This window comes from Methylobacterium brachiatum (genome assembly GCF_900113845.1).
Classification (GTDB): Bacteria; Pseudomonadota; Alphaproteobacteria; order Rhizobiales; family Beijerinckiaceae; genus Methylobacterium; species Methylobacterium brachiatum.
This window is the reverse complement of record NZ_FOQW01000016.1, coordinates 51569-67720: the sequence shown is the minus strand read 5'-3', so window position 1 is coordinate 67720 and position 16152 is coordinate 51569. Positions and strand designations below refer to the sequence as shown.

The 16152-nt window shown below is 70.5% G+C and carries 11 protein-coding genes; 5 read left to right on the top strand and 6 right to left on the bottom strand.

Features of this window, described 5'->3' with window-relative positions; genetic code table 11:
* Window positions 1–185: 185 nt before the first annotated feature.
* The gene (gene dnaK / locus BMZ47_RS20595) at window positions 186–2102 is read right to left on the bottom strand and encodes a molecular chaperone DnaK (RefSeq protein WP_007560342.1); all 1917 of its coding nucleotides are present in this window, start codon (window positions 2100–2102) and stop codon (window positions 186–188) included.
* A gap of 388 nt (window positions 2103–2490) precedes the next feature.
* On the opposite strand from dnaK, the gene BMZ47_RS20590 reads away from it, so the two are divergent.
* Window positions 2491–3483, top strand: a complete 993-nt coding sequence (locus tag BMZ47_RS20590; RefSeq protein ID WP_091864011.1) for a hypothetical protein — start codon at window positions 2491–2493, stop codon at window positions 3481–3483.
* 60 nt (window positions 3484–3543) lie between these two features.
* Here BMZ47_RS20590 and BMZ47_RS20585 read toward each other — a convergent pair whose 3' ends face one another.
* Window positions 3544–4164 carry a YqgE/AlgH family protein gene (locus BMZ47_RS20585; RefSeq protein WP_050734012.1) on the bottom strand — a complete coding sequence of 207 codons (621 nt, stop codon included), beginning with the start codon at window positions 4162–4164 and terminating at the stop codon, window positions 3544–3546.
* A 419-nt stretch (window positions 4165–4583) separates the two neighbouring features.
* Here BMZ47_RS20585 and BMZ47_RS20580 point away from each other — a divergent pair, with 419 nt between their 5' ends.
* Window positions 4584–5063 (top strand): peroxiredoxin, encoded by a 480-nt coding sequence (locus tag BMZ47_RS20580; RefSeq protein ID WP_091864010.1) that lies wholly within the window; start codon window positions 4584–4586, stop codon window positions 5061–5063.
* Between the two features lie 73 nt (window positions 5064–5136).
* Here the strand turns inward: BMZ47_RS20580 and BMZ47_RS20575 are convergent, their stop codons facing one another.
* Together BMZ47_RS20575 and BMZ47_RS20570 are read right to left on the bottom strand one after the other, a co-directional pair.
* Window positions 5137–5895 (bottom strand): restriction endonuclease, encoded by a 759-nt coding sequence (locus tag BMZ47_RS20575; RefSeq protein WP_091864009.1) that lies wholly within the window; start codon window positions 5893–5895, stop codon window positions 5137–5139.
* 97 nt (window positions 5896–5992) lie between these two features.
* Window positions 5993–6415, bottom strand: a complete 423-nt coding sequence (locus BMZ47_RS20570; RefSeq protein WP_091864008.1) for a Ros/MucR family transcriptional regulator — start codon at window positions 6413–6415, stop codon at window positions 5993–5995.
* A 478-nt stretch (window positions 6416–6893) separates the two neighbouring features.
* On the opposite strand from BMZ47_RS20570, the gene BMZ47_RS20565 reads away from it, so the two are divergent.
* Window positions 6894–9590, top strand: a complete 2697-nt coding sequence (locus BMZ47_RS20565) for a bifunctional acetate--CoA ligase family protein/GNAT family N-acetyltransferase (RefSeq protein WP_091864007.1) — start codon at window positions 6894–6896, stop codon at window positions 9588–9590.
* A 222-nt stretch (window positions 9591–9812) separates the two neighbouring features.
* Complete coding sequence (locus tag BMZ47_RS20560) at window positions 9813–11756, top strand: O-linked N-acetylglucosamine transferase, SPINDLY family protein (protein WP_244536891.1); 1944 nt, start codon at window positions 9813–9815, stop codon at window positions 11754–11756.
* Between the two features lie 45 nt (window positions 11757–11801).
* On the opposite strand, the gene BMZ47_RS20555 is transcribed toward BMZ47_RS20560, so the two are convergent.
* Window positions 11802–13415, bottom strand: coding sequence for a L,D-transpeptidase family protein (locus BMZ47_RS20555; RefSeq protein WP_091864006.1), 1614 nt, complete (start codon window positions 13413–13415; stop codon window positions 11802–11804).
* A gap of 257 nt (window positions 13416–13672) precedes the next feature.
* Between BMZ47_RS20555 and BMZ47_RS20550 the strand changes: the two genes are divergently transcribed.
* Window positions 13673–14797: an acyltransferase family protein gene (locus BMZ47_RS20550; RefSeq protein ID WP_244536890.1), complete on the top strand. Its 1125-nt coding sequence runs from the start codon at window positions 13673–13675 to the stop codon at window positions 14795–14797.
* A 132-nt stretch (window positions 14798–14929) separates the two neighbouring features.
* Here BMZ47_RS20550 and BMZ47_RS20545 read toward each other — a convergent pair whose 3' ends face one another.
* The gene (locus tag BMZ47_RS20545; protein WP_091864004.1) at window positions 14930–16114 is read right to left on the bottom strand and encodes an endo-1,4-beta-xylanase; all 1185 of its coding nucleotides are present in this window, start codon (window positions 16112–16114) and stop codon (window positions 14930–14932) included.
* Window positions 16115–16152: the final 38 nt, after the last annotated feature.

Genomic DNA, 16152 nt, shown 5'->3' with positions numbered 1-16152 from the left:
GAGCAGGGTGAGCGGGTCGAGGCATCGTCGCGATCATGACGATCCCGCCGATCTAGCATGAGCCGGCCGGCCCGACGCTGACGGCGGACGATATCCGGTTCCTGCGGCACCCGCGCAACAGCGCGTCTCAAGCAGAGGCGGGGCCGGATCGCTCCGGCCCCGCTCGGTTCTGTCGAAACTGCGCCTCAGGCGCGCTTCTTCTGGTCTTTCTCGTCGACCTCCTGGAAGTCGGCGTCGATGACGTCGTCCTTCTTCTCGGAGGCGCCGGCCTCGGCACCGGCCTCGGCGCCGGCACCCTGGTTGGCGCTATACATCGCCTCGCCGAGCTTCATCGAGGCCTGCATCAGGTCCGTGGTCCGGGCCTTGATGGTCTCGACGTCGTCACCCTCGAGAGCGGTCTTGAGCGCGGTCATCGCGGTCTCGATCGCGCCCTTGTCGGCGGCCGGGACCTTGTCACCGAACTCAGTCACCGACTTCTCGGTGGCGTGGATCAGGCTCTCGCCCTGGTTCTTCACCTCGACCAGCTCGCGGCGCTTCTTGTCCGCCTCGGCATTGGCCTCGGCGTCCTTCACCATCCGGTCGATATCGGCATCCGAGAGGCCGCCCGAGGCCTGGATGCGGATCTGGTGCTCCTTGTTCGTCGCCTTGTCCTTGGCCGTCACGTTGACGATGCCGTTGGCGTCGATGTCGAAGGTCACCTCGATCTGCGGCATGCCGCGGGGCGCCGGCGGGATGCCGACGAGGTCGAACTGGCCGAGCAGCTTGTTGTCGGCCGCCATCTCGCGCTCGCCCTGGAAGACCCGGATCGTGACGGCGTTCTGGTTGTCTTCGGCCGTCGAGAAGGTCTGGGACTTCTTGGTCGGGATCGTGGTGTTGCGGTCGATGAGCCGGGTGAACACGCCGCCCAGCGTCTCGATGCCGAGCGAGAGCGGGGTCACGTCCAGGAGCAGCACGTCCTTGACGTCGCCCTGGAGCACGCCGGCCTGCACGGCGGCGCCGATCGCCACGACCTCGTCGGGGTTGACGCCCTTATGCGGCTCCTTGCCGAAGAAGGACTTCACCACCTCCTGGATCTTGGGCATGCGGATCATGCCGCCGACCAGCACCACCTCGTCGATCTCGGAGGCCGAGACGCCGGCATCCTTGAGCGCCTTGCGGCAGGGCTCGATCGTGCGCTGCACCAGGTCGTCCACCAGCGACTCGAACTTCGCCCGGCTGAGCTTCAGCGCGAGGTGCTTCGGGCCGGTCTGGTCGGCCGTGATGTAGGGCAGGTTGATCTCGGTCTGCGTGGCCGAGGACAGCTCGATCTTCGCCTTCTCGGCGGCCTCCTTGAGGCGCTGGAGGGCGAGCTTGTCCTTGGTCAGGTCGATGCCCTGCTCCTTCTTGAACTCGGCCGTCAGGTACTCGACGATCCGGTTGTCGAAATCCTCACCGCCCAGGAAGGTGTCGCCGTTGGTCGACTTCACCTCGAACACGCCGTCGCCGATCTCGAGGATCGAGACGTCGAAGGTGCCGCCGCCGAGGTCGTAGACCGCGATGGTGCCCGCCTTCTTCTTGTCGAGGCCGTAGGCGAGCGCGGCCGCGGTCGGCTCGTTGATGATGCGCAGCACCTCGAGGCCCGCGATCTTGCCGGCATCCTTGGTCGCCTGACGCTGGGCGTCGTTGAAGTAGGCCGGGACCGTGATGACCGCCTGCGTGACCGGCTGGCCGAGATGCGACTCCGCGGTCTCCTTCATCTTCTGCAGCGTGAAGGCGGAGATCTGCGAAGGCGAGTATTTCTTGCCGTCGGCCTCGACCCAGGCATCGCCGTTGTCGCCGCGGACGATCTTGTAGGGGACGAGGCCCTTGTCCTTCTGGGTCATCGGGTCGTCGTAGGTGCGGCCCACGAGACGCTTGATGGCGAAGAACGTGCGCTCGGGGTTCGTGACCGCCTGGCGCTTGGCCGGCTGGCCGACGAGCCGCTCGCCGTCATCCGTGAAGGCGACGATCGACGGCGTGGTGCGGGCGCCTTCCGAATTCTCGATGACCCGGGGCTGCGTGCCTTCCATGACGGCCACGCAGGAGTTCGTGGTGCCCAGATCGATACCGATAACTTTACCCATGGTGGGATCCCTCTTCTGTCGCGTTCAAGCAGACCGCCGAGCCCCGAAGCAGCTCGGCCCATGGCGGGTTGAGTGTGATGTGAGTATGGGACCCGGGCCGGATCAAGGGCCGTGAACGGCTGAAATCCAGCGCATAATCCCGCGTCGAGGGCGATATAAGAACCCCCGGACGGGCTCGCAAGGCGAAGCCGGCCCGTTCGGTCCGGCCGGCGCGTTTTTCGCCAAAGCCTTGTCCGGACTGAAAAATCCCGCCGTGAGGCCGGGTTTGGCCCGATGGCGTCGCCGCATTTTGTTGCTCCGCTGCCACGTCCAGGCCATCGATGGCGTGTTAACACTTCGACAAGGGGTTGAGCGTGGCCCCGCCACCTCGTCTTCCCGTCAGAGCCCGATGCCACGGACCCGCCGCCTCCTGCTCCCCCTTCTGACAGCCGCCCTCGCGCTGCCCGCCACGCTCGCCGCCCCGCCGGCGCAGGCTCAGAATTTCTTCGAGCGCCTGTTCGGCATCAAGCCCGAGCGCCCGCCGGTGCCGCCCCGCGGCGTGCCCGAGGGCCCGCCCGCCGCCCCGGCCCCCGGGGAGCCGGGCCCGGCGGCCCCGGGTCCCGAGGCGCCCCGGCCGGCGCCGGTCCCGGCGCGCCCGGTGGTGCTGAAGGCTCCCTCCGAGGACGGCGTGATCGGGCAGGAGCTGCAGCTCAACGGGACGTCCGGCACCCTGAAGCTGGAGCGGGCCGGCCCATCCGTGACGGCGCGGATCAAGCTGCCCGGCACCAAGATCTCCCAGCCGGCCGAATCCTGCACGGTGCCGCTCGCGAACGGCAATCCCATCACCCTGTCCTCCGAGGGCAAGCCCGAGGGTGCGCCGCGCTTCGAGGCCGCCGGGGCCGAGTGCCCGCTGCGCTTCGACGTGGTCGAGGGCGGAATCCTGGTCTCGTCCCTGGGCCAGGGGCCGGTCTGCACCTTCTCGAACGCCGATTGCGCCACGACACCCGTGGGTCTCTGGGGCCCGGCCGGCGCGACGCTGATCCCCCGGGCCGGGGAGTTCGACACCGCCCGGGGCGTCGCCGACAAGGCGGTGCGCGACAATTACAAGCTGATGACCCAGCGCGCCCGGCGCGAGGACGTCCGGCCGATCGTGAGCGAGCAGGCGGCCTTCTCGGCCGACCGCGAGCAGCTCTGCCGCGGCTACGCCCGCGAGGGCACGCACGGCTTCTGCCACCTCCGGGTCACCGAGAACCGGGCCCTGGCGCTCGCCACCCGGCTCGGCGCCAACACCGCGGTGCCGACCGCTTCGGTCGCCCCGCGCCGGTCGCGGCCGAAGCCGGCCGCCGAACCCGCGGTCGATGGGGTGAACCCGGACACGGCCGGCGAGATGCCGCCGGAATAGCGGTCGGTCAGGGCATCGTCCCGATCCGCAAGCCGGCGGTCGCCCGTTCGGGACGCGGCCTCAGGCCCGCCCGGCACTCATCGACAGCATGGCCGGGTCGATGCCGTTGGCCCGCAGCGCCAGCTCGTACTTGGCGTCGAGGTCGGTGTCGAAGATCAGCGCCGGGTCGGCCGGGCAGTTGAGCCAGCCATTGGCCATGATCTCGCTCTCGAGCTGCCCCGCCTGCCAGCCGGCATAGCCCAGGGCCAGCACCGCGCTCGCCGGCCCCTCGCCGCTGGCGATGGCGCGCAGGATCTCGACCGTGGCGGTCAGGCAGATGCCGTCGTCGATGATCAGCGTCGATTGCTGGATGTGGAAATCGTCGGTGTGGAGCACGAAGCCGCGCCGGCCCTCCACCGGGCCGCCCATCAGCACCGGCATGTGCCCGACCCGCTCGCGCAGCCGGATCGCGTCCGCCTCCGGGGCGACGTCGAGCTGGACCAGCAGGTCCGGCATGCTGATGTCGGTGGCCGCCTTGTTGACGATGATGCCCATCGCGCCGTCGGCCGAATGGGCGCAGACATAGATCACCGAGCGGGCGAAGCGCTCGTCGGCCATCCCGGGCATCGCCACGAGGAACTGGCCGTCGAGGAAGCTCGAGCCGGTGAGCGTGGAATGCGTGGGCGACGCTGGGTTCGGCATGCGCGTATGCTACGCGGCCGCCGGGCCTTGTCCAGCGGACAAAGCGCGCGGGCCCGTTGCCGGCGCCGCCCCCGAAAGGCGCTGTCGAATCTGCGGGCGGATCGCTATATTTCTCGGCCTTCGGGCCTTGGACCGCGCGCAGGCCCGACCCGGCCGTGGACGGAGGCGTTCCCTGGCGGAAGCGGCATCACCGGCCGCCTCCGACAGCGCGGCGCAGCCGCCCGGATCCGGCGGGCAGCACAAGCGCATGGCCGAGGCGGCCAAGCTCACGGCGCGGCTTTCTTCGGCGCCGCCTCATCAGGCTGCTCGGCGCGTGACGACCGCCGCCGCCCCGTCCTCGACAGGCCCGGCCCGCCACGCTAGGTCAGGCGCGATTGTTCAGCGCGCGATCCGAGCGCGCGTCAGCGAAGGGACCCGCGATGATCCAGGTCGGCGACCACCTGCCCCAGGCGACCTTCCGGGTGACAGGCCCCGAGGGCCCGATCGCCCGCACCACCGACGACGTGTTCAAGGGCCGGCGCGTGGTGCTGATCGGCGTGCCCGGCGCGTTCACGCCAAGCTGCCACCGCAACCACCTGCCGGGCTTCGTCGCCAAGAAGGACGAGATCCTGGCCCGCGGCGTCGACGCCATCGCGGTCACCAGCGTCAACGACGTGTTCGTGCTCGACGCCTGGGCCAAGGCGAGCGGCGCGGAGGGCCTGGAATTCCTGGCCGACGGCAATGCCGATTTCGCCAAGGCCATCGGCCTCGAGATGGACGGCACCGGCTTCGGCCTCGGGATCCGCTCGAAGCGCTATGCGATGCTGGTCGAGGACGGCGTGGTGAAGATCCTCAACATCGAGGAGACCCCGTCGAAGACCGAGGTCTCCGGCGCCGAGGCCCTGCTCAAGGTTCTCTGAGGCCATCGGGGCTTCGCGCCCCGAACCCCCGCCAAAGGGCCTCGGCCCTTTGGGATCCCGGGACCTGATTGCGCTAGCTCCGGTGCGCGCCGGCGAGGTCGATGTCGTCCAGGGCGTCGTGGTGCAGGAGCAGCACGCCGGTCGCCGCCGCCAGGCGGCGCGCCGCCGGCGTGAACCCGGCATTCGACACCACCGCGGCCCGGTCGCCCGCCCAGTAGCGCAGGGCGGCCGCCGCCTCCTGCACGGCGGCGTTGCCCACCGGCTTCGCCAGCCGCTTGCATTGGACGATCAGGCGCAGGCCGTCGCGCACCGCCACGATATCGGCGCCCTGGTCGCCGCTCGGCGGGGTCCGATGCGCCCGCCACCCCGCCCGGGCCAGGCGCTCGGCGCAGTAGCGCTCGTAATCGATCCCGTCGCCCGGCGCCTCGTCCTCCTCGGGCAGCGCGACGGCCGCCGCTTCCGCCTCCACGATAGCCAGCATCCGGGGGCGCTCCGACTCGGCGAGGTCGGCAAAATGCGGCCCGATCTGCGGCAGGACGGTGCGGTCGAGGAAATACGCGCGCTCCCGCAGCCAGCCATCCTCGATCCGGTTGCCGTAGGCGTCGCAAAAACTCTCCTGCCGCCGCCGCAGCGCCAGGGTCTCGGCATGGGCCCGGGCGATCCGGCGCACCCGCCTCCGGAACCGCCGGGGCCGCCCGAGATGGCGCATCAGCACCAGCGCGAGGGCGAGCCCCGTAGCCGCGAAGGCAGGCGGTCCGTACCAGAGCCCGAACGGGCAGCCGATCGCGGCCGTCCAGAACAGGCGGGCGACGGGGTTGGGCTTGCCGGGCATCGGATCTCGGGTCGCGGATGTGCCCGTCGACCCTGGCAAGCGCCCCTTGCCCGATGCTGAATCCCGGCGGGAAAGCTGTGGATGCCGGCCCGCTTGCCTAGCCCGTCCGGCCCTTCCGGCGCTGGTGGCCGAGACCCATGCTCTTGGCGAGGCTGGAGCGCGCGGCGGCATAGTTCGGCGCCACCATCGGGTAGTCGGGGGCGAGGCCCCATTTCTCCCGGTAAGCCTCGGGCGTCAGGTTGTAGTGGGTGCGCAGGTGCCGCTTGAGCGACTTGAACTTCTTCCCGTCCTCCAGGCACACGATGTAGTCGGGCTGGATCGAGCGCCGGACCGAGACGGCCGGCCGGAGTTCCTCCGCCGGTGGGGCCGCAGGCTGGCTCAGGCCGTGCAGGGTCGCGTGGACCGCGGCGATCAGCCCGGGCAGTTCCGGCGCGGGCACCGGATTGTTGCTGACGAAGGCCGACACGATGTCGACGGACAACGTGAGATAATCCAGGTCCTCTCCGACCGTGGCATCCATTCCGAAACCTCCCATCGCTTCGTCTCGGCCGCCATCGTTCGGCGTGTGCCGGCCGGAATCTGTGTCTGCTGAGGCTGATACAGGCCTATAAAGGCGCAGGTACTATGGTGCGATCAATATAAGGGCAAGACCAAATTATAAGTCCTCACAACAGCCGACATGGTCGCGGCGTGCTTTGTCGTATACTGTACAGAGCCGGCTAGAAGGCTCGCCGCCCAAGTGGAGGCCGGCCCGGCGCGCGAACGCGTCGCAACAGGGGTTTGGCGCCGAACCCGGTCGCATCGGGGCCGGGATCGGTTCCGGCGCTAGGGGGGGCGCCGCGGTATCGGTGCATCCGGGCGTTGCACGCGCGGGAGATTGTGCCATCTGGTAGGACGACGGGTGCGCCCGCGGGCGGGGCGCCGCACGCCCCTCCCATGTGCGTCACCCCGGGCGAGGGGCACCCCATGCGCGCGCACAGATTCAAGCCTTCGGCGCCGTGAGCACCTACCGCTTCGACAAGCTCCTGGCGCCGCGCTCGGTCGCGCTGGTCGGGGCCGTGGCGCGGGAGGGCTCCCTCGGGCGCAGCGTGCTCGACAGCCTGCGCCGGGCAGGCTTTCCCGGCGCGATCCTGCCGGTCCAGCCCGATCACGATTCCGTGGACGGCCTGCCCTGCGTGCCGCGGGTCGCCGACCTCACGATGGTGCCGGATCTCGTGCTGATCGCGGTGCCGCCGCCGAGCGTGCCCGAGGTGGTCGCCCAGGCCGCCGCGATCGGCGCCGGGGCGGCCGTGATCCTCACCGCCCGGCTCGGCCGCGGGCCGGAGGATCCCGGCCCGGTCGCGCACCGGATCGCCCGGGCGCAGGGCCTGCGCCTCCTCGGACCCGACAGCGCCGGCCTGGCGGTGCCCGGCGCCAAGCTCGATGCCAGCCTGTTCGCCCACGCCCCGGCGGCGGGAGACCTCGCGCTGGTCTCGCAATCCGGCACGGTGGCGGCCGCCATCGTTGAATGGGCCGCCCGGCACGGGACCGGCTTCTCCGCGGTGCTGTCGCTCGGCAGCGTCCTCGATATCGGCGTGGCCGACTGCCTCGATTATTTCGCCGCCGATTACCGGACCCGGGCGATCCTGCTCTGCCTCGACCGGGTGGCCGATGCCCGCCGGTTCATGTCGGCGGCCCGGGCCGCCGCCCGCGCCAAGCCCGTGGTGGTGCTGCGCGCCGGCCGGCACCGCCCCGACACCCGGGCCGCCGTGACCCATACCGGCGCGCTCGCCCGGCCCGACGCGGTCTATGCCGCGGCCTTCCGGCGGGCCGGCCTGCTGGCCGTGCAGGATCTCGACGGCATGTTCTCGGCGGTCGAGGCGCTGGGGCGCCAGCGGCCGTTCCCGGGGGACCGGCTCGCGATCCTGACCAACGGCCGCGGCATCGGCCTGCTCGCCGCCGACCGGCTGACCGAGCGCGCCGGCATCCTGGCGCAGATCCCCGAGATCGAGGGGCGGGCGGCCGGTAACCCGATCGACCTCGGCATCGATGCCGGCGGTCCGGCCTTCTCGGCCGCCCTGGAACCGCTGCTCGCCGACCGGGCGAGCGACGCGGTGCTGGCGATCCACGTCCCCACGGTCCGCTCCGATGCCGGCGCGGTGGCCGGGGCGATCGCCGACACGGTCAAGCGCGCCCGCGCCGGCCAGACCCGCAAGAAACCGGTCTTCGCGGTGTCGCTCGGCGATGCCGAGGCCGCGCGCGCGGCCTTCGCGCAGGCCGGCATCCCGCATTTCACCACCGATTCCGAAGCGATCGAGGGGTTCCTGCATCTCGTGCGCTACCGCGAGGCGCAGGACGACCTGATGCGCACGCCGGATTCCCTGCCGCGGGACTTTTTCCCCGACATGGCCCGGGCGCGCTCGATCATCGCCGCCGCCCTGCGCCAGGGCGCGGCCTGGCTCGACCCGATCGCCGTGAACGGGCTGCTGGAGGCCTACGGCATCCCGACCGTGCCGATCGCCCTCGCCCCCGATCAGGACGCCGCCGCGGCCGCTGCCTGGCCGATCATCGCGGCGGGCGGCACCGTGGCGCTCAAGGTCGTCTCGCCCGACGTGGTGCACAAATCCGATATCGGCGGCGTCCATCTCGACCTGACCAGCGAGGCCGATGTCCGCGAGGCCGCGCGCAGCATCCTGGCCCGCGCCCGCCGGGAGCGGCCGGATGCAAGGGTCACGGGCTTCGCGGTGCAGCCGATGGTCCGCCGGGGCCAGCGCCGGGAGCTGATCGCGGGGCTTGCCGAGGACGCGGTGTTCGGCCCCGTGGTGGTGTTCGGCCGGGGCGGCACGGCGGTGGAGGTGATCGACGACCGCGCGCTGGGCCTGCCGCCGCTCGACCTCGCGCTCGCCCGCGACCTGATCGGCCGCACCCGGGTCGCCCGGCGCCTCGAAGGCTACCGCGACGTGCCACCCGCGGATATCGGGGCGATCGCCCTGACCCTGGTGAAGCTGTCCCAGCTCGCCGCCGACCTGCCGCAGGTGCGCGAGCTCGACATCAACCCGCTCTTGGCCGACGAGACCGGCGTGCTGGCGCTGGACGCACGGGTGCGGATCGGGCGCGCGGAGCGGGGCCGCCACGGCCGCGGCCACCCGCGCTTCGCGATCCGTCCCTATCCGGCCGAATGGGTCCGCACCCTCAAGCTCAAGGACCGGACGATCCGGGTCCGCCCGGTGCGCCCCGAGGACGAGGGCCTGTTCCTCGCCTTCTTCAAGGGCCTCGACCCGGAGGATCTGCGGCTGCGCTTCTTCGGCCCGGTGCGCGAGTTCAGCCACGCCTTCCTGGCCCGGCTGACCCAGCTCGACTACGCCCGGGCCATCGCCTTCGTGGCCACCGAGGTCGACCCGCAGGGCGGCGAGCGCATGCTCGGCGCCGTCCGGCTGCACGCCGACGCCAACCATGAGAGCGGCGAATACGCCATCGCGGTCGGCCGCGACGCGCGGGGCACCGGACTCGCCTTCGCGCTGATGCGCCTGATGATCGACTGGGCCCGCTCCGAGGGGATCGGCCGGGTCGAGGGCATGGTGCTCGCCGAGAACCGCCCGATGCTCGCGGTCTGCCGCCGCCTCGGCTTCACCCAGGGGCGGGATCCGGAGGATCCGGGACTTGTGAAGGTGAAGCTGGAGCTCGGGGGCTCGCAAGCTGGATTCGGTACGATCTGATAGATATCGATCCGAAGATCAGCAGCAGCCATTCAAGTCAATAAATTTTTATATCTGACAATAGAATACCGCGGGTATCCGAACGTAAATTATGATAACAACAGTCACGATTATTTAAGTGGACTACGTGCCGGGATATAATTAAACAGCTCTATCCAATGCGTTTTTGACCGCATTGCATTTCAATTTTACGTGGAATTTGAGATATATTTGAGAATACAGATGGAAAAAATACGCCATCGACACGAGTCTTTAGCTCGAGATGCTGTTATTGCGCACCAAAAGGGACAGCTCAACAAGGCCGAAAGGTTGTATCGTGCTTTCCTGCTGGCGGAGCCGGACCATCCGGGTGCCCTGCATTTGCTGGGAACGCTCCTGCATCAGAGAGGCGACAGCGCAGAAGCCCTGCCGCTGCTGAACAAGGCCGCCCAAACAACCCCTCAGGATGCTGAGATTCACAACAACCTGGGCGTGGTCCTGAACACCCTCGGGCGGCCCGCCGAGGCGGCGGTGGCTCTCGAACGGTCGCTTGAACTCGATCCGCTGTCAGCCTCGACGCACAACAATCTCGGGGTGGCCTATCGCGCGCTCCGTCGCCTGCATGAGGCGGTCGCGTGCTTCGAACATTCCCGGGCCCTCAAGCACGACGCCGGCACCGTCAATAATCTCGGCCTCGCTTATCTCGATCTGGAGCGCGTGGAGAATGCGACCCGATGCTTCCGGGAGGCGATCGCCCTCGATCCCGCCTCAGCGCAGGCGCATCTCCACCTCGCCTTCGCCTTGCGGAAGGCCGGCGACCTCCTCGGCGCGCTGGAGAGCCTCGACGCGGCGGCGCACCTCGATCCCGGGCACGGCCAAGTGCTCGCGATGCGTTCGCACCTGCGCCAGATCCTGTGCGACTGGCGTGCCTTCGCGACAGACCGAAAGATGCTTTCGCTCGATGTGGGCCCGTGGCGGCGCCGCGATCCGCCGTCGCCCTTCCCGGTCCTTGCCCTGACCGACGATCCCGGCGTCCAATTGAAGCGCGGCCGTGATTACGCCGCGCCGCTAGCCCTGCAGGCGCCCCGCGCGTCCGGTCCCAGGCATCCCGGCCGCATCCGGCTGGCCTACCTGTCGCCGGACTTCCGGGCTCATCCCGTCGCGGCCCTCATGGTCGATGTGCTGGCGCTGCACGATCGCGAGCGATTTGAGATCGTCGCCCTGTCGTATGGCCCGGACGACGGCAGTCACTTGCGCGCGCGGATTGCCGAGGCCGCCGACCGATTTGTCGATGCTCACGGGTGGTCGGATGCCGAAGCGGCCGGCTTCCTGCGCGCGTGGCCCGCCGACATCGCCGTCGATCTGGCGGGTTTCACCACCCTGAGCCGGCCCGGCATCCTGGCCTCGCGTCCGGCCCGGGTCCAGGGCAACTACCTGGGATTTCCCGGTCCGACCGGCGCCGATTGGATCGACTTCACGGTGGGAGATGCCTTCCTGGCGAACGAAGGCAAGCTGCAGGGCGGCTTCTCGGAGACGATCATCGCGCAGCCCGGCTGCTTCCAGGCCAACAGCCGCCGGCCGCCAAGGTCGGCACTGCCGGCGCGTTCGACAGAGGGGCTTCCCGAGGCCGGGTTCGTGTTCTGCTCGTTCAGCAACAGCTACAAGATCGTGCCGACCATCTTTGCGATCTGGATGCGTCTCTTGCAGGCTATTCCCGGCAGTGTGCTCTGGCTCTTGGCCGACAACGAGCCGGCTCGGGGCAACCTGCGGCGAGAGGCCGGACTTCACGGCGTCGATCCGCAGCGCCTCGTCTTCGCGCAGCGCGTGTCCTACGAGGCGTACCTCGCCCGTCTGCCGCTGGCCGACCTTTTCCTCGACACGTTCCCCTTCAATGCCGGAACGACGGCAAGCGACGCCCTCTGGATGGGCTTGCCGTTGATGACGTGCTCCGGGCGCGCTTATGCCAGCCGCATGGCTGGAAGTCTTCTGACGGCGCTCGGCCTTCCCGAACTCGTCACGGATAGCCTGGACGCCTACGAACGTCAGGCTCTGCAACTCGCGAGAGATCCTGCGACCCTCGAACAAGTGCGCGCGCGCCTCGATGAAATTTTGCGGTCAGGCCCCGCTGTCTTCGACCCGGGGATCTTCACGCGTCGGCTCGAGGCGGCGTTCGAAGCCTTAGTCTGAGGATCACGCCCCGCCGGACCGATCAAGCCGTCGGCAGGCCCGGGTTCAGCGCGACGGCTGGGACGCGTCCGGATTGCCCCCTTCGATAGCCGGCTTCACCGCCGTCGCCTTGCTGACCACCGGCTTGGCGGGAGCGGGCTTCGCCGCGGCCGGCTTGGGTGCGGCCGGCTTGAGTGCCGCGGGCTTGGGCATCGCCGCGGGCTGCGCGGCGCCGGCCGGTGGGATCGCCCCGGTGGCGGCGGGCTCCGGTGCCGGGGGCGGCGTGTCGAGGTTGTAGATGTCGTCGCGGAAATGCGCCTTCCCGTCCGGGGTAGCGTAGCCGGTGAGGTAGACGAAGGTCACCGGCACCGGCTTGACCAGCTTGATGTCGCGGCGCTCGCCGTCGGCGATGCCGGTCTCGATCTCGATCGGGCCCCAGCTCGTGCCGGGCCCGTTCGGGCCGTCGGTGCCCTGCAGCAGCCAGCCGACCAGCTCCTTGACCTGGCCGACCCGGACGCAGCCGTGGCTGTGGAAGCGCACGGCGGCGGCGAACAGCGATTTCGCCGGGGTGTCGTGCATGTAGACGGCAAAGCGGTTCGGCATGTCGATCCGCACCTGGCCGAGCGAATTGTCGAAGCCGGAATCCTGGCGCAGCGTGTAGGCCGCGGCCTTGTTGCCCGCCCAGTCGATCTTGGTCGGATCGACCTCGCCGCTGGGGCCGAGGATGCGGATGTGGTTCCGGGCGAGGTAGCCCGGGTTCTTGCGCATCTGCGGGATGATCTCGTTCTTCACCACGGAGGCCGGCACGGTCCAGGTCGGGTTGAAGTTGATGTCGGTGATCCGGGCCTCCACCGTGGGTGTCGCCTTGTCGGGGGAGCCGACCACCGCGACGTAGCGGCGCGCCACCGCGCCGTTCTCCACCGCCTCGACATTCGCCGAGGGGATGTTGACCACGACGTAGCGCTCGCCGAACGGGAATTTCGAGCCCATCAGCCGGGAAGCGGAAGCCGCGAGCTGGCGCTGGCGGGTGGCGGCCGGCACGTTCAGGGCGTTGATCGTGAGCCGGCCCAGGATGCCGCTGTCGGGCAGGCCGTGGCGCGCCTGGAACGCCGCGATCGCGGCGATGAGCGGCGGGTCGAGCCGGTCGCTGGGCGGCGCGTCCACCGGCAGGTCGCCGGTCAGCGTCAGGTGGTGGCGCAGCGACGGGATCGCCGGGCTGCGCTCCCCGGGCTTCAGGCGGATGAGGTCGTCGGGCAGCCGCTCCCAGCCCCCGGCCTCCGCGAAGGCGGCGTAGCGGTCGGCGACCTTGAGCGTGTCCAGGAAGGTGCGGGCGGTGAGCGTCGGGGTCGGGTCGGTGGAGACCTTGGCGTAGACCAGCGGCGCCGGCTCCCGCGATTTCTTCGGCGTTTCCGGCGGCTTGGCCTCGGAACTCTTCGCCTCAATCGGACGGGGTTCGGGATTCTTCGCCGAATCCTGGGGCTTGGGCTCGGCATTCTTCGACGGATCGGGCGCCGGCGGCACCGCCACCGGGACGGCGAGCGGCGGGGCCGGTGCAGCCGCGGGTCCGGCCGGCGCTGCCGGAGCCCCCTGCGCCAGTGCGCCGACGGGGCCGCCGAGCAGCGCCAGCACCGAGAGACCCGCGCCGAGGCGGGCGGACAGGCGGAAACGGGCCGGGACCATACGCAACACTCCCGACGGCGCCCGGGGCGGCGCGGTCGGGCGGGATGATGGGGCGGTACGGTTACCAATCTCCTCCGATGGATCGCGCTGGCCGGGACCGGTATTCACCATCCGGCGAGGGGCGCTGCGCCCGGAGCCGTCCGCCGATATCGGTTGGCGCGGAAAGGGCGCACCCTGCGGGGCCGTGCCGTGAAGGACGATCAGCCGCCGCCATGCCGGATTCCGGATCCCAGCGCACCGGGGACGTCCCGAGTGCGATGCCGTACCTGCCGCAGCTCGACGGGGTGCGGGCGCTCGCCATCCTGATCGTGTTCGCGGCCCATTGCGGCTACAGCCACGTGGTGCCGGGCGGCTTCGGCGTCACGGTGTTCTTCTTCCTCAGCGGCTACCTGATCACGACGCTGCTGCGGATCGAGCGCGGGCGCACCGGCACGGTCTCGCTCGCCGCCTTCTACCTGCGGCGCAGCCTCCGGATCCTGCCGCCGCTCTACCTGACGCTCGCGGCCACCGGGGCGCTCTACGCGGCGGGGCTGCTCGACTGGATGCGGGTCGAGCCGGCGGCCGTGCTCGGCCAGGTCCTGTTCCTGACCAACTATCCCGGCCTGTTCGGCACCGAGGCGGTGCTGCCGGTGCCGCTGTGGAGCCTCGCCATCGAGGAGCATTTCTACATGGTCTTCCCCCTGGCCTACCTCCTGTGGCTGGGGCGCTTGCAGCCGCGCCGGGCGGCGCTGGCCTGCCTGGGGATCTGCGCGGCGGTGCTGGCGATCCGCTGCGTCAACGTCTGGCGGCTCCCCGATTACAGCCTGAACTATTCCTGGACCCACACCCGCATCGACGCGATCCTGTTCGGCTGCTGCCTCGGCCTGTGGAAAAACCCGGTGATCCCGGCCGACCGGGCCTGGCGCCCGACGCTCTGGCCTGTCGCCGCGAGCCTCGCGGTGATCCTGCTGACCCTGGCCGTGCGCGATCCCGCCTTCCGCGAGACCCTGCGCTACACGCTCCAGAGCGCGGCCCTGTTCGTGCCCTTCGCCTATCTGCTGCATGGGGAGGGCTGGGCGGTGCGGTGGCTCTCCGCCCGGCCGATGCGCCAGCTCGGCCTCTGGTCCTACAGCTTCTACCTCGCCCACATGGCCGTGGTGGCTTTGGTGCTGCACCTGGCGCCGGGCCTGCACGGGCTGACGCTGATGCTGGCGGCCTTCCCGCTGACCCTGCTCTGGTGCTGGGGGATGTTCACCTGGGTCGAGCACCCCTGCGCCCGCCTGCGCCGCCGGCTGCTGGCGGACCGCCCGCCGGAGCCCGTTCTCGGGACCGTGGGGCGCTCACACGATCCTGTGCGGAGCGCGACACGGCCCCCTCTCCCGAGCGGGAGAGGGCTGGGGTGAGGGATCAGGGTCTTCCGGAAAGGGCGCGCCCCTCACCCTGTCCGTCTCCCGCACGGGAGAGGGGACCCGCGCCTCGTCCGGCGCCGCCGGGTGGTCCATTGGCCTCTGAAGACCGGCACAACCGAACCGGCATCACCCCCGCCTGAGTCTTTCGCGCGCGGCCGTATGGTCCGGCGCCGCCCGGAAGCAGGCCTGCATCGCGTGCCAGAGCGGCTTGCGCCGGAACTGCGCGTCGAGCGGCAGCGCCCGCTGGGGCAGCCCGTCCGGCCGCTTGCGGTAGACGTGATCGTTCAGCCAAGTGTCGGGGTCGTAGATGTCCCAGGTGAGCACGTCGAGCAGGGCGGGCTCGGCCAGGACCACGTCGAGGTAGCGGCGGGCGAAATCGGCCACCATCCGGTCCCGGGTCGGCACGTCGGACGGGAAGGCCCGGTCGTCGATGTCGAGCTCGGTGACCGCGATCCCCAGACCCATCTGGCCGATCTCGTGCAGGAAGCGCCGGAGCTGGCCCTGGTCGATCGGCACCGTGCTGGTCAGGTGCGATTGCAGCCCGAACCGCCGGATCGGGACGCCGCGCGACCGCATCGCCTCGAGCTGGCGCAGCACCTTGGTGCGCTTGGCCTCCATCCAGGGGGCACCCTGCTCGACCGCGTCCTCGTTCCAGGTGCCGGCGGCCGCCGGGTCGGTCTCGTGCAGGATCCGGAAGGCGCGGTCGACGTAGCCCGGCCCCATCGCGGCGAGCCAGGGCGAATCGCGCAGGCCCCCGCCGCGGTCGGGATCGGCCTCGTTGCCCAAAATCTCATTGACCACGTCCCAGGCGACGATCTGCCCGCGGTAATGGCCGGCCACGGTCTCGATCCAGCGCCGCATGAAATCCTCGGCCTGGACCGGGCTCGCCCGGCCGAGCAGCGGCGCGACCCAGGGGGGCAGGGCGGCGTGCCAGATCAGCGTGTGCCCGCGCATCCGCTGGCCGTTGGCCCGCGCGAAGCGCAGGATCGCGTCGCCCCGGGCGAAATCGGTGCGGCCGGGGGCGGGCAGCACCTCCTCCATCTTCATCTCGGTGCCGCAGACTAGGATCCCGCATTCCCGGGCCACGGCCTGCCGGTAGGCCGGCGTCGCGTCGAACCGATGGAACGGCACCTCGCAGCCGTAGAGCAACCCCTTGGCGGCCGCAGTGGCCTGGAGGCTGTCGGCCGACCAGGACGGCTTGCCGAGGGGCCCGAAGCCGGAGGCCGCAGCCCCCGCAGCCGTGGCGAGGCCGGCGCAGGCCGCCCCGGCGAGGAGAGCCCGGCGGCTCGGCAGGCCGGGGGATGGGGTCATGCCAGGTTCTCGGTTCGAGGGCTTCGAGGGAGCGTTTG

Coding starts and splice junctions, on each gene's coding strand:
- dnaK (WP_007560342.1), bottom strand. CDS start 2,102: ATGGGTAAAGTTATCGGTATCGATCTGGGCACCACGAACTCCTGCGTG.
- BMZ47_RS20590 (WP_091864011.1), top strand. CDS start 2,491: ATGCCACGGACCCGCCGCCTCCTGCTCCCCCTTCTGACAGCCGCCCTC.
- BMZ47_RS20585 (WP_050734012.1), bottom strand. CDS start 4,164: ATGCCGAACCCAGCGTCGCCCACGCATTCCACGCTCACCGGCTCGAGC.
- BMZ47_RS20580 (WP_091864010.1), top strand. CDS start 4,584: ATGATCCAGGTCGGCGACCACCTGCCCCAGGCGACCTTCCGGGTGACA.
- BMZ47_RS20575 (WP_091864009.1), bottom strand. CDS start 5,895: ATGCCCGGCAAGCCCAACCCCGTCGCCCGCCTGTTCTGGACGGCCGCG.
- BMZ47_RS20570 (WP_091864008.1), bottom strand. CDS start 6,415: ATGGATGCCACGGTCGGAGAGGACCTGGATTATCTCACGTTGTCCGTC.
- BMZ47_RS20560 (WP_244536891.1), top strand. CDS start 9,813: ATGGAAAAAATACGCCATCGACACGAGTCTTTAGCTCGAGATGCTGTT.
- BMZ47_RS20555 (WP_091864006.1), bottom strand. CDS start 13,415: ATGGTCCCGGCCCGTTTCCGCCTGTCCGCCCGCCTCGGCGCGGGTCTC.
- BMZ47_RS20550 (WP_244536890.1), top strand. CDS start 13,673: ATGCCGTACCTGCCGCAGCTCGACGGGGTGCGGGCGCTCGCCATCCTG.
- BMZ47_RS20545 (WP_091864004.1), bottom strand. CDS start 16,114: ATGACCCCATCCCCCGGCCTGCCGAGCCGCCGGGCTCTCCTCGCCGGG.